Origin of the sequence: Holtiella tumoricola, assembly GCF_027857615.1 — a bacterium.
Lineage (GTDB): Bacteria > Bacillota > Clostridia > Lachnospirales > Cellulosilyticaceae > Holtiella > Holtiella tumoricola.
This window is the reverse complement of the sequence record NZ_JAQIFT010000035.1, coordinates 1-15973: the sequence shown is the minus strand read 5'-3', so window position 1 is coordinate 15973 and position 15973 is coordinate 1. Positions and strand designations below refer to the sequence as shown.

Here is a 15973-nt window from a genome sequence, read left to right as displayed (position 1 = left end):
TGGATATAAATAAGAATTTATCGTAATGGTAAAAGTTTTTTAGTTATATCCATAACGTAATGGTAACAAATAAATACTCAATCTATTACCATAACCACTAAATCTATAGAAAAAGAGGTTATGAAAATGCCAAAGAAATCCATTCAACTTAAACAACTATCATCATCAAATACAAGTCAAATGATAGAATCATTTATTACAAATTGTAAAGTAAGAGGACTTAGCCAAAGCACACTATATAATTATGAACATACTTCTAAACTTTTTAATGAAGTAATCAATAAAAATATTGATAATGTTACATCTAGCGATATAGATAAATTTATTTTATATTTACGTGCCAGAGGTAATAATAATACATCTATACGTACTAGAATTAAATCATTAAAGGCTTTTCTCTCATATTGTAATGTAGACGTAGTAATACCAACTATAAAGGCTGAAAACTCTATTAAAACGCCTTACACAGAAGATGAAATACAACTACTTTTAAAGAAACCAACGATAAATTCTTATACACAATGGAGGAATCATGCTATTGTATCGACCTTTTTAGGCACAGGTATAAGATGCAGAACACTTCTAAATTTGAAAATCAAAGATATTGACTTTAATCAAGGTACTATATACTTAGATACAACCAAAACAGGCAAAAAGTATCATGTGCCACTATCCACTACGCTAAAGCAAACATTAAAACATTACCTATCATTATTTGACCATGAGATGGAAAGCTATTTGTTTATGTCACTATATGGAGAACAACTTACAAGAGAAGGTCTCAAGCAAACGATAAGGGATTATAACCTAAAAAGGGGGGGTATCAAAAACAAGTGTCCATTTGTTCAGACATACATTTGCTATAAACTACTTACGCAATGGTGGCAATATAGCTTTTCTCCAACAAATTTTAGGTCATAGTAGCATAGAAACAACACGTATGTATCTGCATATTACCAGTGAAGATTTACAACAAAACTTTGATGATTTTTGTACTTTAGATAATGCAAAACGCAAAGGAATAAAATTGAAAATGTAATGTATTCATAGGGAGTGCCGATCTGACACTCCTTATCCTATATCTTATAATACCAATTGTATTGATTTTGTAACTACTACCCCTTTTACATCAGCTGATAAAGTAAAGGTCTTATTTGCTTGACTTGAACTTTCACATATTAAGGTACAAGTTGTATTTGTAGAAGATATAATTTTTACGTAACTATTATCTACTGACCACGCGGTAGTAGGATTTACAACTCCTGTCAAAGTATAACTTTCCTCCCATCCTAAGTACATCTTACTTTCTCCCTCGATTGTTCCTGTAGGTATTGGCACCTCTTTAAATGTAGCACTTATTGTATGATTATCTTGTACATTCTCAAAAGTATATCTATTTTCATTTAGAAGGATATTTTCCCCATCTACTAATATAGTATCTACTTCATAGCCACTATTAGGAGTAATTGTGAAAGTTTGTACTTTCCCTTTTTCTACTTCTATATCCCCATTGGGAGTAATCACTCCATTAGCACCTGCACTAGCATTAATCACATACTTAATAGTAGGTGGTATCATATGACTATTGTCTGCTATCTGATTAGCTACATCGTCGCTGGGAGATATAAGGTCTATATTGCATCTACACTTCATAATTCTGCTATTTTCCCATGTTACAGTTTGTATTTTATAAGGTATATCAAATAAAAAGAAACGAGTACCCTTTTTAATTTGTGAAGTGGTATCATCCTTTTTTATCAACACATATACAGATGTATCATCATATGAAATAAGGTTACTATCTACTACAGTTTGACTAATTCCTTGTATAATAACATCTAGCTGCATTAAAGATAGCCATGAATACTGAACTTTTATCAAATGATACATTTCCTGTACTACTACTTCATTAAAACAATCATTTGTATTAATATTAAGCACCATATACTTACTGTATCCTATTGTGATTGTATCGCCTATTGACAGAGTTATATGTAAAGGAATATGAATATGTTTAGTTTGAATCAATCCTTTATTATCAATATCCTTTACCAATACTCTTGTGTGACAATTATTAACTGTAGCATCTACTCCATTCTTTTCTAGTTGGTTGTTGAACAAATCTAATCTGCTATTCATCTAATCACCTTCTTCTAGTAAATATCAAATGGACATCAGACAATTCTTCTTGTGGCAATGGTATACCTTCTATGCGTTCCTTTAAAACCTTAATACGTTCTGCTAATAGTTTGTATGCACTTGATTGACTAAACCCCGTAGCATTATCTTCTAACTTTCTAAATATGTCTATATCATTCGTTACCATATTTAATATATCTAATACTGTAAGCAATAAATTTCGTTGCATTGTAGCTTTACTATACAGATCAGTAGCACTAAGTCCGTTTTCAGATAATAAGGTTGTATATTGTTCATCTGAAAAATATTGCTTATTGGCTAATTCTAACTTTAATCTTTCTAACGTGGTCATCATAACTCCACCTTTCTATTTAATTTATGGTATTAAAAAGGGCACGACATAATATCGCACCCTAATTATTACCCAACTATTTCATTTGCAAACTCAAAAAAATCAGCTATAGACTTGAATTCTTTAGAAGGATTATTGCACCAATACTCCCACGTATAATCAGCTATTTCCCTGTGGTTATTAATATATTCTATAGTTCTTTCAAAATGTAAAATTCTTACCTTTAATGCCTCAATTAATTCATCTCTCTTATCGCGAAGTCTAGCTAAATCATATTCAAAAGTTGTTGAATCGAGGAATATAGCATCATTTCTATTTAATGACACACAATAACTATCATTACTTTGTCCATCTCCAGCACACTCTAAACACGCCCCTATAGCCCTTAATGTCTTAACATTAGAAAAATTAATAAACCTACCATCATGTACTAATTTCCATTTATCAAAGTATATTACTACGTTATTTTCCGTTGTAAATTCTTTACCTTCTAAAAATAACTGTAATTCTTGTTCAATCTTTCTTAGTTGTAACGGCCTATATATGTTTTCACTAATTCTTACATATTCTTCTCTTCTAACCTTAAATTTATTAATTAGTTCTTCTAATTCAAAATCCATTCTAATACCCCTTCTTCCTATGTACATTTTCTTTTATTATACATAGTCTGACAAAAAATTCAAACTCATTTTATTAATTGTTTAATTTCAGATATATCATCTTCGATAACATTAATCTTATTCGATACGTTAACTGTCAAATTATCTATAGTATTTATATATCTTTTTTCGCGTTCATCATTCTTCTTAAATACCCATACTAGCATTCCAGTAAACAAAGCATATACAAATCCTTGTTCTGAAAAAATAGTAGTAAGAAGTGCTATTATATCCATCTATCTCACCTACCTTAAATCACTGTTATCACCCTATCTTTGTCTGTTTTACATAATAAAAACACCTACTTTTATCGTAGATGTTTAAATATAGTAATTGTTTCATACCTAAATCACACCTATTTACTACCTATTCTGCACCTATTTCACACCTATTTCACACCTATTTTTTATGTGGGTAGTTTTTATGACTACTATAAACATATTTTATGAAAAGGGGGAATGTATATTTAATGTTCGGATTATACCTTTCTTACATACTATAATGGTATATTATACACTGTAAGAATGCATCAACTATTCGTGAAACATTAATTTTGAGAACAGTATACTTTAATCTATATAATGTCTGAAACCATTGATATTACTAGCTTTTTCGATATTCACTACTATTATATAGACTTATAAAAGCAAAGTTTTACTGCCAACTTTCATAAATTAACCATATTTTACTCTATTTGTACGCCTGTTAAGGATAAATCCATCTCTAACTCTACTATATTATCCGAACATTATAGGGTTATACTCTACATCATCATGCGGTTAAATTATAGTAGTCTAATGTTCTAACCTCTACTGATCTGGCAATCTCCTTTTCTGACTATATGTACTTACATATAGTGTATAAATTTGAATACAATCTTTCCATACTCTATTCAAAACACATTGACATACTCCATCACACTAAAGTAAAGGATACACACTATTTGTGTACCCCTTCTAGTCTTACCATCACACTGTCAACATTCTTAGTTAATGGACTTAATTCTATATACGTCTGTTTGTCCATTGCACCATCATTATATTGTTTACTAAGGTTATTAACTACATCTGTATCTGCCATAGGAATGCTATAATTAAATTCAATATTAATATACTCACCTGCATTATATGATACACCTTGTAATAGTAGTATTTTCTTAATAATTTCATGCCTTTGATTAAATCCTTCTTCTAGTACATATCTATACCATGATGCTTTATTGTTAGCTTTACTATACATCATCTTAATACTTGTTTCTGATACATTCGCTACGTTACTTTGACCAAATATAATGCTAGGTACTTCTGCAATATCATACATCATCTGTTTAAGATTATCTAAGTATAACTTCACACTATTATAATCAATACTAGCTGTAACATACTTCATTTCACATCCATTATCTAAATTGAACATAAAGCCACAAGCATCAGCACTAACACCTTTTGGCATTTCCAACATAGCACCAGTAAGAGTAAGGATTGGATTAATACTGTTAGTATATAAACTATCTCCTAACTTACTTATAAAATCTTCAAACTCATCTAGCAATGGCATAATATCGTCCAATACAGTTATATTATAATCACTTATGTTTTCTTTATTTTCATATACAATCGGTAATCCAAATGACGCCTTTGTATCTACCATATGGATATGACCACCTTCATCAGAATACTGTTCTACCTTATTAGGATGGTATACGTTCCAATAGCTTACCTTGTTGCTATCACTTGTATAATACTCCACAAATCCAATGTATTCTCCAGTGTCTTCACTATAAACAGGATATCCATCTTCACTTGCTATAAGTTTAGATTTAATCCTGCTGCCATCATAATAAACATATTCATACGTGCAACCTAACTTCAGTAACCTATCTAATATATCATGGTTTAACTTATCATACCCACCTAAACGATACACCTGGTTGTATTCTTTAACCATCTTTTCATTACTACCACCTAGACTAATTGGTTTAGCTAATATGTATCCATTAAAGAAATTTATAATAGCTTTAGCTGTCTGAAATACAGTTTTTCTTGTATTATAAGTTTCACCTTTATATGTCATGTCTTCTCTATTCAATACCTTATGTATGCCTTTAAGATAATCCTTATTATTAAGTACCTTAGACACATTATTTATATGTTCTGATTTCTTAACTTCCTCCGTAAACCATTCAGATACATTATCATAATACTTATTATTAATATACTGTTCTAATGTCTGCATTACATCACCCTTTCTATACTTCTCTATACTTTTCTATATAAACTAATGCAATTTAATATAATCCACTATAAGATTTCCTATATATTTCTATACTTTCTTAGATTTATAATGAAATTTAATATCAAATAACATAATCTAATATAAATTTTCATTACATAATTTTACGTTTAATAGGTCGCTTCATAACTTCACAAGCTATTGCTAATGCCATTACTGTATCATCATGACACCCTTTCTTGGCATTATACTTTCCATCTTCACAGGTATACGTCAACATCTCATCAAGTATAATTTCACTATTGATCTGAATAACCCCTTTTTCAAAGTATTCTCTACATGTTGCAATAACCATTGATTTGGTCTTTACGTTAGTATCAAATCCCAATTTTTGTACTGACTTTCCATAGTTATCATAGGTTGTATGCCTGTGCATATTATAATACTTTAATTTATAGTAAAGTTTCTCTATAACTGTGTGACCAGCACTTGCAAGTTCTACTACACAATAAGCATTGTTATACATTCTCCCTAGCACATTAATTACATCAGCAAAAGCATCTGGTCTTATAGCATTATTTCTAAACATAGCAACTTCCTTTTTGGTATCTGCATCAATCACAATCGCCACATGATAATCTTTTTTAATACCCTCTGAACAGTCACAAGAAATTATATAGTTATGTCCCTGTGTAGGCTTTTCATAAAAGAACAATGACTTTCCTAAATACCCTTGAAGTATATGGTTAAGATTTACAACAGTACCCTTTTGAAGTGGCTTAACCTCTTTAAGTCTTACTTTATTGTTAGCTATAATCTGTTTATCAAATACAGTAGTACCAGTAGTTAAAAGACTTTCTTCAAAAGTTAAAGGAAATTCTTGGCTAAAGTCATCTTTACCCATAGTTGCAATTTTCAACCTTCTCCAACATAACATTTTCAAGTCAATTCTATTGTCCTGTTCCTGTAGTGCAATTTCTTCATCCGTTTTATCTTCATCACTAAAATAGTGTCCATTTGTATTCCTAAAGATTTCCCAGTATTGGCTATATTCATCTTGAAACATACTAGCAAAGTCAGGATATGAGAAAAAGAAAGGCTTATATACATTTTCTTTGTTTCTAGCACCCATATAAATATTTGCATGGTATGAATAACCATTTGACGTACTTTCTATAATTAACTTTCCACTAGCTGATAAACCTTGTGTAATAGCAGTTAATTGTTTTTGTGCAGTCTCATTATCTACAAAGGCAAGTTCTGATAGCCATACAAATCCTGTAATGGATGCACCCCTACCTTTTTCTTTACGACCTAAACACGCACAAGAAATACTACTACCATTCGCAAGAAGTATCTCCATTCTATTGTTACGTTCAAGTTTAGGTTTAAGACAATCAGGTACACTATCAAACATTTGTTTTAATTTACCCCAGTTATTCCTTGTACTTTCATCATTATGAGAATACAGTACACTTGTTGTATAGGGTTGCGTAATAGCTTTCCATATACACAAAGACATTACCCATGTAGAAATCCCACCTTGTCTTGATTTGCCTATTACATTATATTTGTCTAAGTTATTCCACAAATAACATTGTGGTTCATTCCACTCAAAAGGTACTACTTCACCTGCTTTATTGACAATCTTAATAAAATTCTTAGAAAATAGCTTTGGATCAGACCATACTTTAAGAAATAATTTATCTTTATTCATAGTCATCACCCCTTTAAGGTTTCCAAAATTTTGTCTACCTCTGACTTACTATCAGCAAACATATCTGATTTAAAGAAGTCCATGCAAAATTTAGCACTATTTACATCACCTTTTTTAGCTTTTTCTAGGTGTGATTGGTAGACCTCTAGCATATCAATAATACTATTGTCTTTATATTTATCTTTTAATTGGTTTTGAACGTCTATATCGTTTGTATATGCCACAAACGTTTCATACCCTATACCCACTTTTCTCTTATACTTTTCATTAAAGATGTTTTCACTTCTATCCGTTTTCGTATAAAACTCAATAAAATTTTTTATAATATCGGAACGCTTCAAAAAATCAACCCCTTTTATTCTATCTACTTTATAAAAATAGACACAACAAAAGATTATTTCTCTTGTCGTGCCTGTACTATCTCATATAATGCTTGTAAATATTTCTTTTTAAATTCTTCACTTGCACTAGAGTTTCTACCTATTCCCAATTCAACTTGATTTATATATTGCCTAGATACCTTTTCACCATTTTTACTTGATATTTGGTTAGCAATAGCACTCTGAGAAACACCATATCTAAGCCGATATTCTCTTAAATCATTCATTGCTATAATCAACATTAAATCACCACCTAAATAAAAGTAGAGAGATGCACTATCTAGTACACCCCTCCTTTGTTAAAGATTTATTTATGCAATAGTTTTTCTAATAACTACTACACCAGTATCATCAATAACACCAGTTACAAACATTAAGTCATCATATACTTCATCACACTTTTTACTTGCTACTCTTGAAATTTCAACTTCACCAGCAACTTTTTTGTAACCTAAAGCACCTTTTTTGATGATATATGTAATACACTCTGATTTAGAAGTGTCATATGTAGTTACATCAGACATAATTACAGGAATACCTCTAAATGTACCGATAACACCACCTCGAACAACTCCATTACCATCTTTTGTGAATGTAAAGTCAGCTTTAACAAATTCAGGCATAGCATAGAAACCTGTAGCTACTCTACTATTTACAACGATACCAGCAAATTCATCTGTATCTTGTGCATCACCGAAAGCAGTTTGTAAAGCAGTATTAATTTCAATAGCAGTCACTACACTAGCATCAGCAACAGCATATTTAAGTGGGGCTTTTACTAATTTATCACCTAAAGATTTTTCAATAGCACGAACACGAATATCAGCCATATCTTCAATTTTCTTATCAAGGATAGATTTACCACCAATAGTAGTTTCTCTCTCAATATCATAAAGTTGGAAACCTTTTGCTTTATGTTCGATTGTTTCGGTTGATTTAGTTGTTTGTAAATCTTCAAGTGCAATAGATTGACCTTTGACTAAGTCTACCATTTCACCTAGATGTGCTACTTTAACAATAGAAAAAGTATCACCAGCCTGTACACCATTAGGAAGGTTTCCCATATCACCCGCTAAAGCCATAAGCTTTTCTTTACCTTTCATTTGTTCATTAATCATTTGTGTAATTACTTCTGATTTTAATAATGTGTTTGCCATAATCTATCATTTCCTTTCGTTCCACAAATCTGTGGCATCTCTACTCTACCTAAAGAGGAGAATTTATTGTAATTTTTAATTTGTTGTATATAAAAAAGGCATGCAAATTTTACACGCCCTTGTGATACCTTTAAGGTTTTCAGATAACAAAAAACCTTTATTCACTTAATTTCGTATATAAAGTAGGATTTGTTTCTTGTAACTTAGCACGTTCCATATAACCCATACCTGAAAACTGTTCCTTCGTAATAGCATCCTTATTAGACTTGTGATTAGAAGGCTTATAGCTGCTATCTAATAACGTCTTGTTCATTACACTAGCAAATTCCTCTACTTGTGTATCAAAGTTTTCATCATCAAACCTTAAATATTTACTAAGTTCTGCTGATAAACCCTTTTCACCTAATTTAGCGTGTAGTCGTGATTGACGTTCTTTATTGGCAATTTCCCTTTCCTTATCTTCTAATACCTTTAATCTATTTTCTAAATCAATTTCAGCCTGTGATTTTTCTTTAGGTTTATATTGTTCCAAATCCTTAATTTTTGTACTATATTCAGTCCTAATCCTGTCTGTTTCGGATTGAAGTAATTTTTTAACCATTTCTAATTGTTCTTCATTAAATCCTTGTAAATTCTCTAATTTCATTATTATCATCCTTTCATGTGTATTAGCTTATACCCCTTAATAAGTTGCATCCACTAAGCCACAATTTAATTTATTACATAAAAATAAGGCTATCTTTTTCGATACCCTTCCATTTGCAAAACTTATCAATGTTAAATAATTTGCATATACTATTAAATACATTCTTAGTTTGATATTGTCCTATAAGTAGATAGTCTTTAATATCTTTTACTTTGATCTTGTAATAATAGCCTTTCTGTGGCATATAGAACAATAACCAATCAGCTTTAGTTTTTCTCCACCAACCATCAGAATCTATGTATCTGTTACTAATTTCTTCTAATAAGATGTTTCCGTACTTGGCTATACCATCATCAGATTTAATTTCTATATTAATTTTTTCACCTGTTTCTTTCTTAATCATTACAAAATCAACATCTATTTCTTGATATACCTTTTCATGTCTAACATCTTGTACTATGTATTTGCTATACGTCTTAGCCTTTTCGTAAAACTTAACTTCACTTACTTCAGCTTTCTTTAAATCTTCTTCAAAATTGTAACTCATGTGTATCAACCCCATATTATTTAGGGCAATACAACTATTCCTTATAATGTCTGTTACGTTTCACATATTGCTTTCATGTAACCTTAAACTGTCAATCTTTTCCTTATCATCTATATCCTTTTCTCTTTATTGAGAATAGGAATAGCATCTTCTTATTTTTATCCAATAAAAAAGTACATATCTCCTTTGATATGTACAAATACTATCCTATTCTACTTTGGTTTGTTTCAGCTTCTTAAATTCATTTAGAAATCTATGTAATTGTTCATCTTCTCTATAGAGTTCTTTTAATAATACAGTAATATTTGTTTCTTCATATATGCCAAAAATTTTATGATTATCTTTATATGTTTGAACATGTATGTTATGACTTCTAAGCCATGCAATAAGATTTAAACTATATGTTCTACGAATATTGTTATTCATTATTTACCACTCTCCATTCTATATTCTAGTTTACCTTGTGTATGTGCTGTCATAATTCTAAGACGTTCTAAATCGGTCATATTCTTATATAAATCCTTTTCAAAGTCAATTTCAATTCTAGCCATACCCATCGTATAAGCATTTTCACATAGAACGTTTATCATTTCATCATGCATCTTCTTATTAAAAGCTTTATTTTCTGCAATAAACATATCAAATTTTTCTTTTTCTTCTTTGATTTTTTTAATTTCATTAATAAACTTAAACATTTTACATCACTCCTATTAATTTTTATTTATTATAAAGGTTATCTGATTTCTTAAAACCTTTCATAATCCGTATTGCATAAATGTAAATATATTCATTTTTGTACAACCTATATAATTTAGTTCAGTTTTCTATGTCGCTATTAAAATGCGGTATGATATATAATAAAGCGTCAGCAAACATATATATATCAATACTTAAAACTATACTTATTTTCATGGTTTTTCATAGGTTTTTCATAGGGTATTTGCTAGTATATTCTCTACCTTTTTTCATGCTATTCCATATTTCTATAACACATATTTATAATACACCTTGCATATTCGCACTATATAGTAAACACTTTAATGCCTAACACTTAAAAGTAATCAACAAGTGTGCAAAGGGTTGGGTGTGGGAGGGAAATGCAAAAATGTGTAGGTGTAACCGAAACATTCTTTCCCAATCCCACTTATAATAATTAATCTACCCCTTACCAAGTTCCACTACGCTACACTTGTTCCCCTAGCAAGGGGAGAATTTGTTACTTTTTTATTTTATACATTTTTTATTGACTATAACATATGTATATGATACTATACTATTATAAAATAGGCTAATTATATAAAATAATAAGATATATATAGGTATAGGATGTCCAAAAATGCACTCTATCCTTTGTGTATCAATGGTTACATGGATTTATCATTTCACCGTTTATGTCGAGGTTTTTACCATAAATTCACCGTTTATGTCGAGTTATTTTTTTGCCTTAAAATCAAATGTCAATAACTCATTCAATGCTTCGGTATCTTCAACAGTGTTACCAGCATACATTATTTGAGGATTAATCTTATAGCAAGTACCAGAACCATTTATCACAATAGCTAATGCATATTGTCCAAATACTTCTAGTTTAAGCATTTCTTTCTCAAATCTTTTTGCCTTAGATACATCATAATTAGTAACCTCACATATTTCTGATAGCTTTAATGGTATGACCTTTTCATCTATTGTTTCGTTTGGATTCTGGCAGATAGCGTTAAATTTCGTATTCACGTATGGCAACATTTTAAACAAATAATATAGTTGACCATGTTGTGTTGGTTTGCAGTTGTTATATAATTCTCTAAGCCCATTATTAAATACTCTAGTGAATTGTTTCTTTTTCTCTTTACTGGTCAAGTTACCTCTTTTTACATACTTGCTATTAACTTTAAATCCTTCTTTATCTTCAATAAGTAATTCAACTTTTAATAATTCTTTAATGGTATCATTTGCTTTATTTTCTGATACTCCAAGTAACTGTTTTACTTTTTTCTTATCAAACCTATTGCCGTTCCTATGACCTATGTATGCCCCACCATTCTTTTTGTCGTAATACCCTGCATATGTACATAAATATAAAAATCTAAGCTTATAAATTTCTTTGGTGTCAATACTATCTAACCCTTCGTTATAGAAGTAGAAATAGAAGTTGCTATCTATTAAATTCGTAACATATTCGCTTACAATACTTCTATTCTCTTTTTTCTTATTGGATTTTTCTAACTGTTCATAACTCCTATCCTTTGGGGATTCAATTTTTATTTTATCATTTTCATAGCCAACGCCTAATAATTTTCCATTTTCATCAATTAAAAACTTATTAGCCTTATACGAACCCCTTTTAGATTCTGTTGGTAAGCTTGTTCTTATTTCATTCATTCTTACCACTCTCCATTTTTATTTTTTTGTATAATAAAAGACACTTCATAACTAATAGGTGTTAGCCTATTGTATCCTTAGTTAAAAAGTGTCTATTTTTGATATAATTTACTTATGATACTCATTAATTCTTCTGAACCACCATTGTCTGGATGGCATACTTTACATAGTTTTCTATATTCAGTTTTATCAAGTCTTGCACTTCCAGTAGTACCACCTTTGGCAATACTCTTATAAATTTCACATATATTTTTTTCATTCTCATACATCTGCTTGTAGTATTTTACATCATTATCGTATTTAAACTTTAAGTTATTATTCTCGCGTTCTAACTGTTTAATCTTTAATTTCAGGTCTGAATTTTCATTTACTATACTTTTGTGATAACCCTCTTTAACATCATGTTCCATAGATTGATTACTTGTAGATTTCTCCTTTGGATTATCTTTTGCTTTAAGTTTTTTATAAACTCTGTTAATAGTAGCTTTACCTTCGTCTAAGTTATCAAGAGTATCGTCATCAGCATTTTCATAGATAAATTTAGCCTTATAGTATGTATCAGCACTTCCAAAACCAACTTCTTTTGCGATAGATTTGGCACTATTAAGGTTTTCAGATGCCTTAAAACCTTTTCCACCATTAGACATTTTTTTTTTGATTTTTTCTTATATTCACGTTCTAACATTTTAGTCCATTCAACTTTTTCTCTAAATGTAAAATCTTTTCTATATTCATTTTCTGAGATTTCTAATTTTATTTTGTGAAAAGCATCATGCACCGTCATAATTCTAACTTCAACTTCTTCCCACCCTAATAATTTAATAGCACTATACCGTCTTTCACCAGCGATTAACTCATAGTCTTTTGTTACTAGAATAGGATTAATAAGTCCATTTTCTTTAATATTATTAGCTAATGCTTCAATATTACCTAATTCTTTTCTGATCCTATCATTTACAATAATACTATCAACCTTTATTAATTTAGTTTGTACCTGCATTTGTGTTACTCTCCTTTTATTTTTATTTAATATTAGTAGATGCCGATATATCCAACATCCTTTTATATTCAGGCATAGAAAATAGAGGATACCAGCACGATATCCTCTTTAAAATGATTGAGATGATTTTTAATGGTGGGGATTAAACCTAATACGTTGAGGAATCGAACCACCCTTGCCCCACACAATTCCATGATATGCTATATGGAAATGGTAGTAACCATATAACAATATTAGCAATCATTAATTATCAAGTTTCTTATAATATTTTATTAATGCCTTCTTACGTTGTTCTTGTAATACTTGTTTTTTACATTCAGCACAGTATTTTTGTCTATTACTTGCTGGAATAAACTCACAATCACAAACTTTACAATGTTTCATAGCTTTCTCCTTTCTATTTTATTCAATACGTTAAACAAAAAAATTGTGTCTTCCCTCATATTACACACGAAGTTAAAACGCCTGAAATGTAGTAATACCAATGGATAAAGGCATGTCTTGTTATTTTGCTAACACCCTAAAACCCTTAAAAACATACAAATTATTGACAAAAGTTCATTAAACTTCTCCTTCATAGATAGATATTATTGCAATTCTTTTATTTCCAAAGATTTACCCTTAAAGCCTTGTGTATCAATGAGTGTAGCTATTGTGATTAAAATATGATGTCAACAAATCAAAAAATTAAAGGAAATTTCTAGACTTTTGTTTTGCTATTCTTAGATACTCCCGTCTAGTTTGTTCATAACAACCCCTACACAATACAGATTTCTTATCTTTCTCGTTATACTCAAATCTTTCACCACACACTTCACATAGTTTTGTGTTATCTGGAATGTTTGATTTAATAATTTTAATAGGAGGGTATGTTTGAAACAAGAATTAGTTACTTCGCCTTTCTACATTTCCTCTTCCCCTCCTATATGCCCCTTATCAACACCCCCCAAACCATTGATAATACTATGTTTTAAAAAATAGTGTCTAGGAATTTCTTCGTTTTTTGTTGATTTTAAACGGTATCCCATATAGTTTAAGACTACCAGTAGTATCGTTTTCTACATATCCTATCATTCCTTGATTCAGTAAATAATTTCATAAATTCATTTTTTTGTATGATTTTAAAGGTATTTTTCCCTCCTATACGCCCCTTTTTGATATGCATCAAACCATTGATATTGCTACGTTTTAAATAACAACCTCGAATTTTTAAGCATTTTTTTGTATGATTTTAAAGGTCACTCTTCATATTTATAATTTAATAAAAGTTAGTAATATCAACACTTTGACGGACATATTTTAGTGAAAACTATTGATAATTGCTATATTCATATATACCATATAGTAGGTTTTAGCATTTTCTTCAAACCTAGTACTGTCAAGGATTTGATTGGTGTTGTTTTAAAAAAATCCCTCAAAATTAAGTATTTTGATTTAATAATATTTAAAAAGAGGCGACGAAAACGTTGTTCGTTACACATAAAATACAAAAAGTGTTCGCCCCCTTTAGTCTATTATCTCAAATTATTTATTTTTAACGATTTAATCTGAAAGCCTTATGTATCAATGGTTATGCGATTTCGTGTTAAAAATAATGTAATCAGACCCTATTTTTACGTGCTTTTTTTACATTAATTCTTACATCTTCACGTCTCTTTTTACCATAACAATCATCACACAATTCTTTTTTTGAATCAAATTTGTTATACTCAAATCTTTCCCCACACACTTCACATAATTGCAAAATATAAAAGACCGATTGTGATGGATCGGTCTATAAAATCATAATTCTAATAATATATTGCAAAATGAAACTTATCTTCTGGTTTTCCTAAGAATACGCAGTCAACACAACTACTATCACAACCATCAATATTAATATTTAGAGGCTGGTACGCCTTGTTGTACATATAAAATACCTCATCAACTCTTGTTCCATTTTCCTGTACATTTACAAAAGGAAATATCTTCATTCTTTCTTTGTTTATTAATGGTCTAGAACTCTTCCCTGTTCCTAATTGAACTATTTGACTAAATCTCTCATATGCATTAAACCATCCAATGATAAATGCAGATTTCCCTTTCTCTCCACTTTTAATTTTATTACATATCCAACTATAGTCTTTTTCAAACGTATTCTTCCAATTTGCACTATTAGATGTACCTGCTTTTGAATTATAATTTCTTAAATACTTAACCTCTATTTCTAACCCCTTATCTCTAACTACTATATCAACTTCTCTATTTTTTTCCGTCTTGCAATCAAAACTAGCCATATTTCTAAAAGGGTAACTTATTCGCACAGAAAGGTCTAATTCCTTGAATCTATAATTTGCAATCTCTCTTAATTCATCATATTCTACATTTCTATATATTTGGTTAAATTCCTCTATTATCATCAATAGATTAGATACTGTATAAAGATATATTTCACTATCCTTAGTATTTATCATTTCCTTTATCCTCCTTAATAAATTTAGACATAGTTAGCCTAAATTTATTCTTTGCTATCTGAATCAAATATATAGCTGTAAATTTTTTTATATTTCATAATATTATTAAATTAAAATTTCTATAATATTATTAAACTAAAACACCCCATACAACGAATGAATGCTATATGGGGTGTTTATTATTTGTATTTTCTATAACCTTGCTGGTTATAGATATAAGTAGTATAATCACAATGTAATGGTAATAGATAAACGTTAAAAATCACAAAGTCATTGATATACAAGAGTTTAAATGGCATAAAAATGAATTTG

The 15973-nt window shown here is 29.7% G+C and carries 19 protein-coding genes; 2 read left to right on the top strand and 17 right to left on the bottom strand.

The features are described from left to right. Nucleotides 1-126: 126 nt before the first annotated feature. Both PBV87_RS08130 and PBV87_RS23005 read left to right on the top strand, forming a co-directional pair. A complete protein-coding gene (locus tag PBV87_RS08130; RefSeq protein ID WP_271011831.1) occupies nucleotides 127-921 on the top strand; it encodes a tyrosine-type recombinase/integrase in 795 nt (264 codons plus the stop codon). Beyond that, nucleotides 842-1039 carry a tyrosine-type recombinase/integrase gene (locus tag PBV87_RS23005; RefSeq protein ID WP_334305089.1) on the top strand — a complete coding sequence of 66 codons (198 nt, stop codon included), beginning with the start codon at nucleotides 842-844 and terminating at the stop codon, nucleotides 1037-1039. Before PBV87_RS08130 ends, PBV87_RS23005 begins: the two co-directional genes overlap by 80 nt. A 44-nt stretch (nucleotides 1040-1083) precedes the next feature. Here PBV87_RS23005 and PBV87_RS08125 read toward each other — a convergent pair whose 3' ends face one another. From PBV87_RS08125 to PBV87_RS08045, 17 genes are all read right to left on the bottom strand, one after another. Then, on the bottom strand, nucleotides 1084-2139 hold the full coding sequence (locus PBV87_RS08125) for an InlB B-repeat-containing protein (RefSeq protein ID WP_271011830.1): 1056 nt from the start codon (nucleotides 2137-2139) through the stop codon (nucleotides 1084-1086). A gap of 4 nt (nucleotides 2140-2143) precedes the next feature. Beyond that, nucleotides 2144-2494 carry a hypothetical protein gene (locus PBV87_RS08120; protein WP_271011829.1) on the bottom strand — a complete coding sequence of 117 codons (351 nt, stop codon included), beginning with the start codon at nucleotides 2492-2494 and terminating at the stop codon, nucleotides 2144-2146. 65 nt (nucleotides 2495-2559) lie between these two features. Then, nucleotides 2560-3111 carry a hypothetical protein gene (locus PBV87_RS08115; protein WP_271011828.1) on the bottom strand — a complete coding sequence of 184 codons (552 nt, stop codon included), beginning with the start codon at nucleotides 3109-3111 and terminating at the stop codon, nucleotides 2560-2562. Between the two features lie 65 nt (nucleotides 3112-3176). Next, complete coding sequence (locus PBV87_RS08110; RefSeq protein WP_271011827.1) at nucleotides 3177-3386, bottom strand: BhlA/UviB family holin-like peptide; 210 nt, start codon at nucleotides 3384-3386, stop codon at nucleotides 3177-3179. 703 nt (nucleotides 3387-4089) lie between these two features. Beyond that, nucleotides 4090-5385 carry a phage portal protein gene (locus tag PBV87_RS08105; protein WP_271011826.1) on the bottom strand — a complete coding sequence of 432 codons (1296 nt, stop codon included), beginning with the start codon at nucleotides 5383-5385 and terminating at the stop codon, nucleotides 4090-4092. 151 nt (nucleotides 5386-5536) lie between these two features. After that, nucleotides 5537-7099: a phage terminase large subunit family protein gene (locus PBV87_RS08100; RefSeq protein WP_271011825.1), complete on the bottom strand. Its 1563-nt coding sequence runs from the start codon at nucleotides 7097-7099 to the stop codon at nucleotides 5537-5539. A gap of 5 nt (nucleotides 7100-7104) precedes the next feature. After that, nucleotides 7105-7440, bottom strand: a complete 336-nt coding sequence (locus PBV87_RS08095; protein ID WP_271011824.1) for a hypothetical protein — start codon at nucleotides 7438-7440, stop codon at nucleotides 7105-7107. A gap of 53 nt (nucleotides 7441-7493) precedes the next feature. Further along, nucleotides 7494-7721 carry a hypothetical protein gene (locus tag PBV87_RS08090; RefSeq protein WP_271011823.1) on the bottom strand — a complete coding sequence of 76 codons (228 nt, stop codon included), beginning with the start codon at nucleotides 7719-7721 and terminating at the stop codon, nucleotides 7494-7496. A 69-nt stretch (nucleotides 7722-7790) separates the two neighbouring features. Further along, nucleotides 7791-8636: a hypothetical protein gene (locus PBV87_RS08085; protein WP_271011822.1), complete on the bottom strand. Its 846-nt coding sequence runs from the start codon at nucleotides 8634-8636 to the stop codon at nucleotides 7791-7793. 157 nt (nucleotides 8637-8793) lie between these two features. Beyond that, complete coding sequence (locus PBV87_RS08080; RefSeq protein WP_271011821.1) at nucleotides 8794-9282, bottom strand: hypothetical protein; 489 nt, start codon at nucleotides 9280-9282, stop codon at nucleotides 8794-8796. A 73-nt stretch (nucleotides 9283-9355) separates the two neighbouring features. After that, nucleotides 9356-9829, bottom strand: a complete 474-nt coding sequence (locus tag PBV87_RS08075; RefSeq protein WP_271011820.1) for a hypothetical protein — start codon at nucleotides 9827-9829, stop codon at nucleotides 9356-9358. A gap of 207 nt (nucleotides 9830-10036) precedes the next feature. Then, nucleotides 10037-10255 carry a hypothetical protein gene (locus tag PBV87_RS08070; protein ID WP_271011819.1) on the bottom strand — a complete coding sequence of 73 codons (219 nt, stop codon included), beginning with the start codon at nucleotides 10253-10255 and terminating at the stop codon, nucleotides 10037-10039. Next, nucleotides 10255-10524 carry a hypothetical protein gene (locus PBV87_RS08065; protein WP_271011818.1) on the bottom strand — a complete coding sequence of 90 codons (270 nt, stop codon included), beginning with the start codon at nucleotides 10522-10524 and terminating at the stop codon, nucleotides 10255-10257. Before PBV87_RS08065 ends, PBV87_RS08070 begins: the two co-directional genes overlap by 1 nt. A 736-nt stretch (nucleotides 10525-11260) precedes the next feature. Beyond that, complete coding sequence (locus PBV87_RS08060; RefSeq protein WP_271011817.1) at nucleotides 11261-12208, bottom strand: hypothetical protein; 948 nt, start codon at nucleotides 12206-12208, stop codon at nucleotides 11261-11263. A gap of 496 nt (nucleotides 12209-12704) precedes the next feature. Further along, nucleotides 12705-13208 carry a ParB/RepB/Spo0J family partition protein gene (locus PBV87_RS08055; protein WP_271011816.1) on the bottom strand — a complete coding sequence of 168 codons (504 nt, stop codon included), beginning with the start codon at nucleotides 13206-13208 and terminating at the stop codon, nucleotides 12705-12707. A gap of 243 nt (nucleotides 13209-13451) precedes the next feature. Next, on the bottom strand, nucleotides 13452-13592 hold the full coding sequence (locus PBV87_RS08050) for a hypothetical protein (RefSeq protein WP_271011815.1): 141 nt from the start codon (nucleotides 13590-13592) through the stop codon (nucleotides 13452-13454). Nucleotides 13593-14998: 1406 nt separating this feature from the next. Next, complete coding sequence (locus PBV87_RS08045; RefSeq protein ID WP_271011814.1) at nucleotides 14999-15661, bottom strand: hypothetical protein; 663 nt, start codon at nucleotides 15659-15661, stop codon at nucleotides 14999-15001. Between the last annotated feature and the right edge of the window lie 312 nt (nucleotides 15662-15973).

Coding starts and splice junctions, on each gene's coding strand:
- PBV87_RS08130 (WP_271011831.1), top strand. CDS start 127: ATGCCAAAGAAATCCATTCAACTTAAACAACTATCATCATCAAATACA.
- PBV87_RS08115 (WP_271011828.1), bottom strand. CDS start 3,111: ATGGATTTTGAATTAGAAGAACTAATTAATAAATTTAAGGTTAGAAGA.
- PBV87_RS08050 (WP_271011815.1), bottom strand. CDS start 13,592: ATGAAACATTGTAAAGTTTGTGATTGTGAGTTTATTCCAGCAAGTAAT.
- PBV87_RS08125 (WP_271011830.1), bottom strand. CDS start 2,139: ATGAATAGCAGATTAGATTTGTTCAACAACCAACTAGAAAAGAATGGA.
- PBV87_RS08080 (WP_271011821.1), bottom strand. CDS start 9,282: ATGAAATTAGAGAATTTACAAGGATTTAATGAAGAACAATTAGAAATG.
- PBV87_RS08065 (WP_271011818.1), bottom strand. CDS start 10,524: ATGTTTAAGTTTATTAATGAAATTAAAAAAATCAAAGAAGAAAAAGAA.
- PBV87_RS08100 (WP_271011825.1), bottom strand. CDS start 7,099: ATGAATAAAGATAAATTATTTCTTAAAGTATGGTCTGATCCAAAGCTA.
- PBV87_RS08105 (WP_271011826.1), bottom strand. CDS start 5,385: ATGCAGACATTAGAACAGTATATTAATAATAAGTATTATGATAATGTA.
- PBV87_RS08120 (WP_271011829.1), bottom strand. CDS start 2,494: ATGATGACCACGTTAGAAAGATTAAAGTTAGAATTAGCCAATAAGCAA.
- PBV87_RS08055 (WP_271011816.1), bottom strand. CDS start 13,208: ATGCAGGTACAAACTAAATTAATAAAGGTTGATAGTATTATTGTAAAT.
- PBV87_RS08085 (WP_271011822.1), bottom strand. CDS start 8,636: ATGGCAAACACATTATTAAAATCAGAAGTAATTACACAAATGATTAAT.
- PBV87_RS08090 (WP_271011823.1), bottom strand. CDS start 7,721: ATGTTGATTATAGCAATGAATGATTTAAGAGAATATCGGCTTAGATAT.
- PBV87_RS08110 (WP_271011827.1), bottom strand. CDS start 3,386: ATGGATATAATAGCACTTCTTACTACTATTTTTTCAGAACAAGGATTT.
- PBV87_RS08070 (WP_271011819.1), bottom strand. CDS start 10,255: ATGAATAACAATATTCGTAGAACATATAGTTTAAATCTTATTGCATGG.
- PBV87_RS08045 (WP_271011814.1), bottom strand. CDS start 15,661: ATGATAAATACTAAGGATAGTGAAATATATCTTTATACAGTATCTAAT.
- PBV87_RS08060 (WP_271011817.1), bottom strand. CDS start 12,208: ATGAATGAAATAAGAACAAGCTTACCAACAGAATCTAAAAGGGGTTCG.
- PBV87_RS08075 (WP_271011820.1), bottom strand. CDS start 9,829: ATGAGTTACAATTTTGAAGAAGATTTAAAGAAAGCTGAAGTAAGTGAA.